The sequence below is a fragment of the Extibacter sp. GGCC_0201 genome, assembly GCF_017566055.1.
Taxonomy (GTDB): domain Bacteria; phylum Bacillota; class Clostridia; order Lachnospirales; family Lachnospiraceae; genus Extibacter.
Genome location: NZ_JABFCH010000018.1, coordinates 1 through 12,148, shown reverse-complemented (window position 1 = coordinate 12,148; position 12,148 = coordinate 1). Strand labels below are relative to the sequence as shown.

Annotated in this window: 15 protein-coding genes and 1 tRNA gene; 9 read left to right on the top strand and 7 right to left on the bottom strand. The window is 48.3% G+C overall.

All coding sequences use genetic code 11. The annotated features are described in order from the left end of the window. The first annotated feature begins 118 nt into the window (after positions 1–118). From HJV72_RS12420 to HJV72_RS12410, 3 genes are read left to right on the top strand one after another with little or no spacing between them, the layout of a single operon-like run. Entirely contained in the window at positions 119–853 is a 735-nt protein-coding gene (locus tag HJV72_RS12420) for an ABC transporter ATP-binding protein (RefSeq protein ID WP_208071382.1), read from the top strand. A gap of 1 nt (position 854) precedes the next feature. Beyond that, the gene (locus HJV72_RS12415; protein WP_243765626.1) at positions 855–1,784 is read left to right on the top strand and encodes a SufB/SufD family protein; all 930 of its coding nucleotides are present in this window, start codon (positions 855–857) and stop codon (positions 1,782–1,784) included. Between the two features lie 36 nt (positions 1,785–1,820). Further along, positions 1,821–2,678, top strand: coding sequence for a hypothetical protein (locus tag HJV72_RS12410; protein ID WP_208071380.1), 858 nt, complete (start codon positions 1,821–1,823; stop codon positions 2,676–2,678). Here HJV72_RS12410 and HJV72_RS12405 read toward each other — a convergent pair. Then, positions 2,665–3,468: a hypothetical protein gene (locus tag HJV72_RS12405; RefSeq protein WP_243765625.1), complete on the bottom strand. Its 804-nt coding sequence runs from the start codon at positions 3,466–3,468 to the stop codon at positions 2,665–2,667. The two genes, HJV72_RS12410 and HJV72_RS12405, sit on opposite strands and share 14 nt — an antisense overlap. Before the next feature lie 117 nt (positions 3,469–3,585). Next, positions 3,586–3,744 carry a hypothetical protein gene (locus HJV72_RS12400; protein WP_208071378.1) on the bottom strand — a complete coding sequence of 53 codons (159 nt, stop codon included), beginning with the start codon at positions 3,742–3,744 and terminating at the stop codon, positions 3,586–3,588. A gap of 97 nt (positions 3,745–3,841) precedes the next feature. On the opposite strand from HJV72_RS12400, the gene HJV72_RS12395 reads away from it, so the two are divergent. After that, positions 3,842–3,988 carry a hypothetical protein gene (locus tag HJV72_RS12395; RefSeq protein ID WP_198146229.1) on the top strand — a complete coding sequence of 49 codons (147 nt, stop codon included), beginning with the start codon at positions 3,842–3,844 and terminating at the stop codon, positions 3,986–3,988. A gap of 87 nt (positions 3,989–4,075) precedes the next feature. On the opposite strand, the gene HJV72_RS12390 is transcribed toward HJV72_RS12395, so the two are convergent. Continuing rightward, positions 4,076–4,807, bottom strand: a complete 732-nt coding sequence (locus tag HJV72_RS12390; RefSeq protein ID WP_208071377.1) for an SH3 domain-containing protein — start codon at positions 4,805–4,807, stop codon at positions 4,076–4,078. Positions 4,808–5,104: 297 nt separating this feature from the next. Here HJV72_RS12390 and HJV72_RS12385 point away from each other — a divergent pair, with 297 nt between their 5' ends. The 3 genes from HJV72_RS12385 (at position 5,105) to HJV72_RS19830 (ending at position 7,136) form a co-directional block, all read left to right on the top strand. Then, on the top strand, positions 5,105–5,305 hold the full coding sequence (locus HJV72_RS12385; protein WP_208071376.1) for a hypothetical protein: 201 nt from the start codon (positions 5,105–5,107) through the stop codon (positions 5,303–5,305). Next, on the top strand, positions 5,295–5,894 hold the full coding sequence (locus HJV72_RS12380) for a hypothetical protein (protein WP_208071375.1): 600 nt from the start codon (positions 5,295–5,297) through the stop codon (positions 5,892–5,894). The genes HJV72_RS12385 and HJV72_RS12380 overlap by 11 nt, the downstream gene beginning before the upstream one ends. A gap of 234 nt (positions 5,895–6,128) precedes the next feature. Next, positions 6,129–7,136, top strand: coding sequence for a collagen-like protein (locus HJV72_RS19830; RefSeq protein WP_243765624.1), 1,008 nt, complete (start codon positions 6,129–6,131; stop codon positions 7,134–7,136). 162 nt (positions 7,137–7,298) lie between these two features. On the opposite strand, the gene HJV72_RS12370 is transcribed toward HJV72_RS19830, so the two are convergent. The 4 genes from HJV72_RS12370 to HJV72_RS12355 form a co-directional block, all read right to left on the bottom strand. Beyond that, positions 7,299–7,381: transfer RNA gene (locus HJV72_RS12370), tRNA-Leu, on the bottom strand. A 63-nt stretch (positions 7,382–7,444) separates the two neighbouring features. Beyond that, positions 7,445–8,566, bottom strand: coding sequence for a DUF4317 domain-containing protein (locus tag HJV72_RS12365; RefSeq protein WP_208071374.1), 1,122 nt, complete (start codon positions 8,564–8,566; stop codon positions 7,445–7,447). A 116-nt stretch (positions 8,567–8,682) separates the two neighbouring features. Beyond that, positions 8,683–9,561 (bottom strand): metallophosphoesterase, encoded by an 879-nt coding sequence (locus HJV72_RS12360; protein ID WP_208071373.1) that lies wholly within the window; start codon positions 9,559–9,561, stop codon positions 8,683–8,685. Then, positions 9,558–10,466, bottom strand: coding sequence for a DUF4474 domain-containing protein (locus HJV72_RS12355; RefSeq protein ID WP_208071372.1), 909 nt, complete (start codon positions 10,464–10,466; stop codon positions 9,558–9,560). Before HJV72_RS12355 ends, HJV72_RS12360 begins: the two co-directional genes overlap by 4 nt. Before the next feature lie 168 nt (positions 10,467–10,634). Between HJV72_RS12355 and sdaAB the strand changes: the two genes are divergently transcribed. Then, entirely contained in the window at positions 10,635–11,315 is a 681-nt protein-coding gene (gene sdaAB / locus HJV72_RS12350) for an L-serine ammonia-lyase, iron-sulfur-dependent subunit beta (RefSeq protein ID WP_208071370.1), read from the top strand. A gap of 22 nt (positions 11,316–11,337) precedes the next feature. Then, the coding region (gene sdaAA / locus HJV72_RS12345) for an L-serine ammonia-lyase, iron-sulfur-dependent, subunit alpha (RefSeq protein ID WP_208071369.1) at positions 11,338–12,148 on the top strand (811 nt) is incomplete at its 3' end.

Here is a 12,148-nt window from a genome sequence, read left to right as displayed (position 1 = left end):
TATTCCTTTATGTTGATAATGTGGATAAAAGAGATTATAATGGACTCGTACTGTTAAAAATCAATATAGGACCTTGTGGTTTCTGGAATTTATAAGAGATAAAGGAGCGATGCAGAAGATGCTTGAGGTAAAGAACCTGACATTCAAAGTGGATGAAAATGGTGTGGAAAGAAGTATTGTAAAGGATATCAGTTTTCAGGTTAAAGACGGTGAGATGCTTGTGATTACCGGACCTAACGGGGGCGGTAAGTCGAGCCTTGCCAAAGTGCTGATGGGGATAGAGGATGCCGACGAAGGCAGGATTGTCCTGGATGGGGAGGATATCACGGACTATGACATCAACCACAGGGCAGAGGCGGGTATTGGTTTTGCGTTCCAGCAGCCGCCCAGATTCAAAGGCATGACAGTTGATAAATTATTATCTCTGGCCGCCGGCCGGCCGTTGACGGAGCCAGAATGCTGCAAGATGCTGAGCGGTGTTGGATTATGCGCCAGAGAATATATCACAAGAGAAGTAGATGCCACCTTGTCGGGCGGGGAGATGAAGCGGCTGGAGATTGCGACGGTTCTCGCAAAGCCCCATAAGCTCTGCATCTTTGATGAGCCGGAAGCCGGGATCGACTTGTGGAGCTTCTCTATGCTTGTGCAGCAGTTTGAACGGATTCACGAGAAGAAGGAAGAAAGCCTTATCCTCATCTCCCACCAGGAGAGGATTATCCAGATGGCAGACAGGATAATGGTAATAGAGGATGGGAAGATAGGAGCCATAGGCACGCGCGATGAGATCCTTCCGAATCTGCTGAGCGAAGGACAGTGTGCATGTATGGACAGGCAGCAGGAAGGAGGAAACTAAGTTGGGAAAGCAATTGGACAAGATTATAGAAAAGGTGCTCGAGCAGATAGACGGAGCCGGATTCAGGCAAAAAGGAGCTTTTAACCTGAGATACAACGGAACTGCACTCTGCCATGGTGACAGCCAACACATCAAGATAAAGAAGAAAACAGATAAGCAGGGCATAGATATCTATATCGATGGAGACACGAAGGGCGAGCAGGTGCATATCCCTGTTGTCGTCAATGCCACCGGCATGAAGGACGAAGTATATAATGACTTCTTCGTGGCGGACGGAGCGGAAGTAACCATCATAGCAGGCTGCGGCATCCACAACAGCGGGTGCGATGAGAGCCGGCACGACGGGATCCATACGTTCCATGTAGGCAGAGGAGCCAATGTCCGCTATGAGGAGAAGCATTACGGAGAAGGTGAAGGGACCGGCGCAAGGGTCCTGAATCCGGTGACAAAGATCATACTTGACGAAGGGGCGGTATTTACACTGGATACGGCACAGATCAAAGGGGTAGATTCCACAGTCCGCACGACAGATGTGATAATGGGCGCCGACGCGAAGCTCTACGTGGTAGAGAAGCTGATGACCCACGACAGCCAGACGGCGGAGTCCGATATGGAAGTACAGATGAACGGAGAGGGCAGCTCCGCACAGATCGTATCCAGATCCGTGGCAAAGGGAGCGTCGGTTCAGACGTTCCATCCTAAGGCTGTCGGCAATGCAAGATGCCATGCGCATATCCAGTGTGATTCGATCATCATGGACAAGGCAGAGGTATGCTCCATACCGGAAATCAATGCGAGGCATCTGGATGCTGCCATCATCCATGAGGCGGCTATCGGACGTATCAACGATGAACAGCTCATTAAGCTGCGGACGCTGGGCATGACGGAAGAGGAAGCGGAAGGAGTTATAATAGAAAACTTTCTGGAATAGACTTCTGTGGGATAAGACGAGAAGGATGTAGAACATATGAAGAAAATGATAAGCAAGATAAGGATAATGGGCAAAGCGCTCAAAATGGAGCTGCGGGAGCACAAGAGCTCCTTCATGGTATATGTGACACTGCGGGCGCTGGTCGTTCTGATGATGATACTGCAGATTTTAAACGGCAATTACGAGAATGTATTTTTGTGTATATTGACGTTGCTGCTTCTGATAATTCCAAGCTTAGTGCAGGTAAATCTAAAGATAGAGCTGCCCACGGCCCTTGAGATTATCATTCTGCTGTTTATATTTGCGGCGGAGATATTAGGGGAAATACAGTCTTACTATATTATATTTCCCGGATGGGACACGCTGCTGCACACGCTGAACGGTTTCCTGATGGCAGCAATCGGGTTTGCGCTCGTAGACATACTGAACCGCAACGAACGCTTTTCCTTCAAGCTGTCGCCGGTGTTTGTGGCAATCGTGGCCTTCTGCTTTTCCATGACCATCGGTGTCATCTGGGAATTCTTTGAATTTGGCATGGACCAGATCTTCCGCTTTGATATGCAGAAAGACACGATTGTGCATACCATATCGTCCGTAATGCTGGATCCGGCAGGAAGGAACCACCCTGAAGTCATCAGTAATATCACGGACATTTCCATAAATGGCGAGAGCCTGGGACTTGGCGGCTATCTGGATATCGGGCTCATCGATACGATGAAGGATCTGCTCGTGAACTTTGTGGGAGCAGTCCTGTTCTCGATTATCGGATATTTCTATGTAAAGAACCGGGGAAAAGGAAAGTTTGCCAAAAGATTCATCCCCAGGCTTAAGACCAAAGATGCAGATTTTCTGCAACAGGCGGAAGCTGAGGATGAAAAAGCTAATGAAAAATAAATTTACGTATGAGACAGCTGATAACGCCCATCACACATAGAGGTAACAGCGTCTGATTCAAGGAGCCGTAGACAGATACGGCTCCTTTTAGTCCGCCAAGCGCCTGAGGCACCTCTGGAATCAGGCTGCCGAGATGTAGAGACAGATAAGAGCCTATATATATGACTAGGAAGGAACCTATCCCTCTTCCGGTATCGAGCTTTCTGATACGGCGGCCGTCCTTTATCTTCTGGCCGGATAGCGTCCAGAAAAATGAAATAAGTTCAAATATCAGCAGCAAGGCCGCAAAGGCAAAGTACGCGGCAAGCGCATAATTCTTCTGTTCGACAGCAGCCGCAGGATTCCCATAAGCCGCGTGGCCATGAAAGAAGCTGACTCCAAGCAGGACGGTAATTACAGCGATAAGCAGCAGAGAAGCCCCTTTTAAAATAGTACGGATAACGCTGCCGGCTGCCTTGCCTCCTGCTTTGACTGTCTTTGCCGCAGGAGATAGCAGATTCGGCAGTTTCAGCCTGCCTTTTTTCCGACCGTCTTTATCGTCTTCTTTATCTCTGCAGCGGGAGGCATCCGCCGCTCTCCGCTCTTTGTCCTTGCTCCGGTCCGGCCTCTTCCTTTTGGGCGGGACCTCTTCTTCATATTCATCGCGAAAGCGCATATCATCCCCGTCGTCCGGTTCATCAAATCCGCCGTCATAATCGATATATTCATCCAGCTCATCCAGGGCGTCATATATTACTTCAAAATCATCGTCAAAATGGTTAGCATAGTCCTTATCCATATATTTGTTCATGCAATCCCTCCTTACAATGTGTTATATTCTATATCGTTTGAAGCAAATTCTCAAGAGGGAAAACAGAAGCTTCACAAACTTATAAGGTTTTCTTAAAGATTCACGATAAAGCACAGCTTACTTATTGTTATCGGTATCCTCTTTCTGCTGAAGCTCCTCAGGAAATGGGATTGTGATATCACTCGTATTCTCCTGCCTGCTGTGGGATTCTCTTCCGGCGGCGTTCCGAAGGGCTTCCGGTAAAAGGTCTAATTTTAAATCTGATAAATCTTTCATGTAAACACTCCTTTTTTATATAGGATGTACTCCTGCGAAGTAAGGTATACAGTATAATAAATGTATTGGGGAGAAATACTGTTTATGAGGTGATATTATGGACAAAAAACGACAAGAAAAGCAGAATCAGAAGAAGAATCTGGAGAAGTTCAACAGCATTACGGAAAAAGTTAAGCCTGAGAACCAGAACCAGGAGCATAACGCTAGAAAAGAAGCAGTAGATGTAGACATGAGGCAGGTATAGGCTTGACAGGATGACAGTTAATTGTAAAAAGCAACGCGCAGCTCCCGGTATGGGAACTGCGCGCTGCGATATAAATGAGGGATGTACCTAGTTTAGATAATCTACATGTGAATAGCCGGTCGTGCTCTTATACTTTACCTTGAGCCAGTCGCCTTCCTGCCCGATAACTTTAACGGTCTCGCCTTTCTTGAAGGAACCGATAATCTTCCCCTTCATGCCTGGCCTGTCTCTGACATTCAGCGGTGCCGTTGTAACCATGTCGTTCATGGTGCTCTCGTCCACGGTAACCGAAGCGTCACCTTTTCCGAAGTCCAGATAACCGCCGTGGCAGTATCCGTGCTTTCCGTTAAAATCGACTTTGAACCAGCCGTCGTGCTTACTGATGACCTGTACGGCATCTCCCTTCTTGAAGCTTCCGAGGATGGCGCTGCCCGTATTCGGATTGGAGCGGACATTTAATGGTGCAGTAGCATACATATGAGTTACCTTGCCATCGTTGACCGTACCTTTGTCGGTTCCTTCAAAATTCAGGTATACGTAGTAGGCATAGCCTGTCTGATCCTTGTACTTTACCTTGTACCATCCGGCTGATGTCATACTGAAGACTTCCACCGATGTCCCTTTTGGCATGACCGTGATAACTTTGCCGTGGAGCCCCGCATCGGTCCGCAGGTTCAGATTGGCGGTCGTGGCCATGGTAGTCACCTGCTCTTTGGTGCTGTCTTCTTTTGCAAAGGAAGTGATGAAAGTCCCAAGTGACAGAATCAAGGCACTACTCAGCGCCGCCAGTGTCAAGATACACATTTTCTTTCGTTTCATAAGATTCCCCCTTGATATTGGTATATTCCTTTAGATTATAAGACAAGACAGACCAGAATTCTGTATATTTACGGCTATTGAAGTATTATTACAGAAGTAAAGCATAGGAAATCAAGAGTAATGTGACGTAATCACAGAAGGCCTGCAAACAATCTGGTATCATAAATCCATAATAAAAAGGAGGTAACAGTCATGAATGTTATAATGGACAATAGCTTGAAGGAATATATGGAAGAAAAACAGTACACGGATATCGTCGTAGAGCCGACGGTGTGCAATACATGAGGAGGCTCCTATGTGGAGATATCAGCAAGGTTTGCTGATCAGGAAGAAGTCAGGAGCCTGGAGGAAACCGGGTATAAGAGCATTCAGAGCGAGACCGGTAAGATCGTTCTGCCGGGGAAAGGAGTCGGTATCGCGGATACGGTTAAGCTGAAACTTGCCAGAATCCTCTGGAGCAAGAGAATCGTGGTAGAGGGCCTGACATATGAGGGCTAAACTATTAATTGCCGTAATGTTGGCGGCGCTGTTGCTGACGGCCTGCCAGAGCCCTGCCGGGAACCAGGAAAAGACAGAGGAAAAGGAAGCCGCCACTGCCCGGACAGAAGAGAAGAAGGAAGTGTTCGGGAATTACGCCGCAGACGCATTAAACGGTATAAAGACGAATACCAATACGATATTTGACCAGGCAGAGCTTACGGTCGTATATATCTGGGATGTATCGTGCGCATCCTGTAAAGAAGAGATGGAAACGCTCGGTGATATCGGGAGAGAGTATGCGGGTAAAGGAGTACAGATACTTGGCATTGCAAGAGGAATCAATGCGGACAACGAAGAGGAAGCAGCCGCAGTGTCCGCCGCGGCAAGTGCTGATTATGTACAGTTGATTGCAACAGAAGAAATGGAAGATAATGTGCTCCATAAATATAGCGAAGCGCCGGTTGCGATGATGGTCGGCAGGGATGGCGAGATACTCGGGGATGTTGTTGCAGGTACAAAGGACAGTGCGTACTGGAACAGCAAAGTCGAGAAATATCACAGCAAAGTGTGTGTCAATGACCATCCTGCAGACTGCGGCGTGGGATGAGGATCCTGGTAGCAGCGGGTAGCTGCGGGAAACAAGGCGTACGAAAGAAACTCTGCAGTGGGCCACATGGCAAGTGGCAGAAACAGGACTGCCTGTCGCTCCAAGTGTGGCGCACATCTATATGCATGAAAATCAGAAATAAAGCCTTAGCCGGTATAATTATCTGCATTGTCCCTCCATGTCCCTTTCATATTTGATAGGATACAACTATCAAATAACAAGGAGGACATATTTATGGAAGAGACAACAAGCTTCATACCGGAGATTTACATCGGTGAGAATGGCAACTGGTATATCAACGGTTACGACACAGGGATTAAGGCGAGAGGGGACGACGGAATCACACCGCATATCGGAGCGAACGGTAACTGGTACATTGGGGAATCTGACACGCTGGTTCCGGCCACAGGCCCGAAAGGCGATAAGGGTGATAAAGGAGAGACCGGACCAATGGGTCCCCAGGGCGCAACCGGTGCAACCGGTCCGCAGGGGTTGACCGGCCCCCAGGGATTGACAGGGCCACAAGGCCCGACAGGAGCTACCGGCCCACAGGGAGCCACAGGCCCGAAAGGCGATACCGGATCTGCAGGCCCCCAGGGGCCGACAGGTGCGACAGGTCCCAAAGGCGACCCAGGCGTGGCCGGACCGCAGGGTCCAAAAGGCGATAGAGGTGATGCTGGTATTGTTGGACCACAAGGCCCTCAGGGTATCCAGGGCGTGAAAGGTGATAAAGGAGACCCGGGGCCGGCCGGTCCGGTGAATATCGCGAACAACCTAGAAACGGCGGAGGAGGGGTATGCGCTGGATGCTCGTCAGGGAAAGATTTTAAATAGCCATATTACTGATATTGGCAAGGCCGTCACTACTGGAAAGTATGGGAAAGAGTGGACAATTTCCACAACGCAATATTGGGATATAGGGAATACCATCTCAGTTAATAACGAATGTTATCAAGCGTCATCTGGTGCGTCTACAGTAACTATTAAAAAGCCAGGTTCGTATCTCGTGATATTTGACTGTACAGCGATAGTTAACGGTGATGCTTCGGTTTGGGGCAAATTACAAAAGAACAATGCAGATATACATACATCTATTAATTATGCGCATTCGGGGTATTGCAGTCTAAACTATAGTAAATACGTTACCTGTGCCGCAGGTGACAAGATAAAAGTAGTGCTATCTGCTGTTGGAACTGTAAAAAGTACGGGGAATGATACGATGCAAATTATTAAAATAAGCTAACCATGAGTATTGTTCGATGGATATCATATAGGCTAGGTATAAAAGGGACTGTAAAATAAGTCCTTATTAAGAATCGTCATATTTATGCCCCATTTTTAAAAACATAAAACTAAAAAACACCAAAGACCGTTAAATTTACGGTGTTTGGTGTTTATGCTTCAATGCGGAGAAAGGGACTTGAACCCTCACAGGATAACTCCCACTAGAACCTGAATCTAGCGCGTCTGCCATTCCGCCATCTCCGCTCGCAAAAAATATTCTAGCACATATTTGGACATAAGGCAAATGTTTTTTGCGTTTTTTTAAAATTATTTTACTATCTCGATTCCGTTAACTTGCAGGTGGTCATCTATCGCTATGACAAGACACTTTCTGCCGTCAATCAGCTTTGTCTCTACAAGGTCGGACCGCTCCGGATTCACCTTTACGATTACGTCCGGCGTCTCAATCTGGAACGTCTTCGTATTCACGATGTTGGAGGCAAGGAGTGAATTCTTCTCTCCGACAATCTCCTCATATTCCTTGTCAAAGGATTCCATACGTTCATCCGGGACGCCGCTCTTTTCCAGGAGGCGCTTGACATCCGGCCTCGAAAGCTCAAGCGGCTCAGGCGCTTCCTTATGCTCCTCAATCAGCTCGGTCAGATTATCGTGTATGCTGCGGACGACATCATAATCGCATTCTTCCCCGAGCGTATCGCTAATAATGGCGTGAAACGTCTCCTGCTGGTCTTTGGCTGTGAGTGGTATCGTACTGCCAAGGACATTTTCGATAAAATCGGGCTGCAGTTCTTCCGGCTTCTTAGAGTAATATAGGATATTATGTATATCTGCAGAACGGTCCTGAAATGCAGGGAACAGAAAGCCCTTCGCAGGAGCGTCTACAATCCAGTCCCGGATCCGGTCCTCGATACTGTTCGTTGCGGCGTTGTAGCTGAGGCCTGCTTTAGACAGGTTGACCGGGCAGATGCTGCACATGATATGTTCATACACTTCATCCGAGGCGTCAAACATCTCCATATTGTCAGAGGCTTTTCCGGGTATGTCATAGGCGGCATGGATAAGGATGATATAATAGTTTTCTGCGTAGATGTAATTCTCGATTACTTTATCGTAGAATTCTTCAACAAGCATCTCATCTTCGAGACGGCTATCCCGGAGCTTGAGCAGAAAGTCCTGTGTTCCTCCCGGCTTTTCCTGGTCAAGAGGAAATTCCATATTAATGAGATTCTTTCCAATGGTGCCGGAGAGCGTCTTTTTGAATATATCAAAATATTTAAAAGCTTCATCCTCCGGCATGGAAAGAAATGCCTTCTTAAGTTCCAGTATCTTTTGCTTTTCGTGGTCTACATAACAGCCGCAGATTCTTGTAATCGTACAGTTCTCAGGCGAAAACTGCTTGCGTATTTCCAGTACTTCTTTTTTATTCATTGTATGACACTTCCTTCTAAAAAACTGTACACAATCTTATCATATCCGGAGCAATTTGACAACCGGGAGATGGACCGGAAAATAGTACCGTGCGGATGGATAGTTATTCCAGTCCATTAATATTCATCGATGCAGACGGGACCTGCAAGCTCCTCCCTTCCGACATAGAGCGTCATGTCGTCGCGCGTCCGGAGCGTCCACTTTACGAGTGTCATACAGCGGTCTGTCACTTCGATGCAGGTGATGCATCTTGGATGTACGCAGCTTCCGGTGTTAAAGTACGGAGATTCTTTTGTACCGACCATCGGCCGGTGCGTGTGGCCCGATATGAGGATCCTGTCATTATCGACGGCCCATCCGGTGAGCTGCCTTTCTGTCTTGCGCTTTTTCGTATTATTTTTTGCAGCGCTTGTCGGGTCAAGAACGCCGATATGCTCCATTGGTTTCCAGATATAGCGCACGAGAAAGCGGCTGAACTTCCAGAGGACGGAATTCAGACAGTCCGCCTGATGTCCGTGGGTGAGGTACAGATCTCTTTTGCCGAGGCAGTCTTTTAATATCAGTCCTTCGTAGAAAGTAATACCGGGAAAGAGAGGCTGTGACTTGTTCGCGCTGCATATATAGGAAGAAAAATGTTGAACACTGTACCTGGGATTCCGCTTTATAAGGTCATGATTGCCGTACAGAAGCCAGAGCCGCTTCTGTTTGTAGTAGTGGGACAGGAGCCAGAACGTATTGTCATGGATAGACTTTATCTGTTCCATAGACCGGTTCTCCCACAATTCATCACCGTCTCCAAGCTCTATATACGTGAACTGCCGGTCATAATAATATCGGAGTGCCGCAAAGTAGAGAGTTTGATTCTTCAGAAAATTATCATTAGACGTTCCTGTACCCCGGTGGCAGTCGCTGAACAATACATACCTGGAATCGGAGCCAAGGGGCAGGACAGGGGCATCCGCAAATGCGGCATTCAGCCGGTCTGTCGTACTCATGACTGCTTCCTCCGTCTCGGTTTCCTTCGGGAATAGCAGTGAATCTGCATCATGTGGCGGAAGACGAACGGCAGATATTCATACAAGTACAGCAGTTTATCGAGCGTATGGCAGAATACTTTCGTTATCCTGCAGTAGAAGAAGAGAAAGAGCCGGTCTTTCCAGAGTGCCCAGGCCGAGATGAAAAGATGCGATGTACGCGGCTGAGAAGTCTTGGGCCTGTCGAATATAAAAGAGACGGAATTACCGCATATATTGATATCACCCGAACGGTATCCGATTTCATACATGCTGTCCACAAAGGCATACATCATCTGCCTGTTGCCAAAAGCGATGGTGATATCCATTTTCAGCAGCTCCGGTACAGAATAGCAGCCCATGCTGAAGCCGGCCAGCCACCAGTGCTTTCTGCATGACAGGTTGTAAAGAAGCGAAGTGCCGTTATACATGCGGACAGAAAAAGAGAGCATATCCTTTTCCGGTACCGCATGAAACAGTACATGTTTTCTTTCAGAGGGGGGAATAATACGTTCAGCCTGGTATATGCCGATTTCACCGCCGATATTGATACCGTACTGCCCCTTCCAGAATTCAAGCATCCAAGTGCGTCCGTCGTAATCAAAATAGACAGGTTCACAGTCAAATACCATATTAAAATGGGCCGCATTTTTATCGTAAAGCCATCGGTAGCCAAATTCCCGCTGCCACGCATCTGTCCGGGAAGTGAAGACGTCATGGCATAATTCGTAGCAGAACCCGAAAGGAGCGGTTAATTCGTTAAGAAGCTCCAGCTTTTCTTCCGTACACATACATTTTATTTTACATATGATTCTTTTTTTTCGGAAATGAAATATAACTGCCAGCACCATCATGAAGAGGAGCAGCAGGGGAAACAAGAGATACATACCAATATACCTTCTCTCATAAATTTAGTAGTTAATGCATATTATGTGAATTTAATGAAAAGGGTGCCATGTGAAACGGGGAGGCAAAGCGGAAATAGTCGTTGTAAACCGTTCAAAACCAAAGTATAATAAAAAGAAAGCTAAACTTAAGAAAAGAGAGGTTATAACATGGGCAGTATATTTGATATTCTGGGACCTGTGATGGTGGGGCCATCCAGTTCCCACACAGCGGGAGCGGTACGCATCGGATTGATCAGCACCCAGTTATTTGGCAGGAGGCCCGGGAAGGCCACGATCTACCTCCACGGTTCCTTCGCGGCTACGGGGAAAGGCCACGGGACAGACCGCGCGATTGTCGCCGGACTTCTGGGGATGAAGCCGGATGACATGCGGATTCCTGACAGCTTTGAGATAGCGGCAGCGGAAGGCATGGAATTTACCCTTGCGGAGAAGGAGATCAAAGGGGCGCATCCGAACACGGCTCAGATTATCCTGGAAGCAGAAGGCGCGGAGACAATGAAGATAGAGGCTTATTCTATCGGGGGCGGCAGGATACGCGTCAGCAAGCTGGACGGTATTGATGTAAGCTTCAGCGGAGAGAGCAACACCCTGATCGTACGTAACATCGACCAGCCGGGATGCATCACGGAGGTTGCGGCATCCTTAAGCGAGGAGGACATCAACATAGCGACCATGCAGGTGTTCCGGGACAAGCGTGGCGGGTGTGCAGTAATGGTCGTTGAGACGGACCAGGTCGTGTCAAGAGAGGCGCTTGACCGTCTGGAAGGCAAAGAAGGAATCGTCAATGTCACGTTCCTGAATGTAAACGGAAGTATTGAAGAGAAATAATCGGCAGGAGGAAGAAAAACGTATGTCATTTCAATCAATGGAAGAGGTAAGGGCAAGATGTGAAAAAGAAAAGGTACCATTCTGGAAAGCAGTCCAGTCAGAGGATGCGGAAGAGCGTGATGTCCCGGCAGAGGACTCATGGAAAGAGATGAAGCATATGTGGCAGGCTATGCTCGACGGCGTGGATGCATATGAACCGGGCCTTGTGTCCAGAAGCGGCCTTGTGGGGAAAGAGGGCGGCCTCATGGAAGAATACGCCATGACGGGAGAGCCGCTGTGCGGCAGATACATGGCCAAGGTCATGACAACGGCACTGAAGATGGGGTGCAACAATGCCTGCATGAAGCGAATCGTGGCGGCTCCTACGGCAGGGGCCTGCGGAGTGCTGCCGGCAGTGCTCGTGACCTATTTCCGGGAGTATGATGTTCCTGAGGACAGGATGATAGAAGCCATGTACGTGGCTGCAGGAATCGGGCAGATTATTGCAAACCGTGCGTTTCTGGCTGGGGCATCCGGCGGATGCCAGGCGGAGATCGGGTCTGGTTCTGGTATGGCGGCGGCAGCTATCACGTACGTGCGCGGAGGTAGCTTTGAACAGATTGGACATGCATGTGCCATGGCTCTGAAGAACCTGATGGGCCTCGTGTGCGATCCGGTAGGAGGCCTCGTGGAGGTGCCATGTGTGAAAAGAAATGTAGGCGGAGCCGTCAACGCAATGGCGGCGGCAGACATGGCGCTGGCGGGCATCGTGAGTCAGATTCCGGTGGACCAGGTGATAGATGCCATGCGCGAAGTGGGCGAGAAGATGGATGTCAGCCTAAGGGAGACAGGCA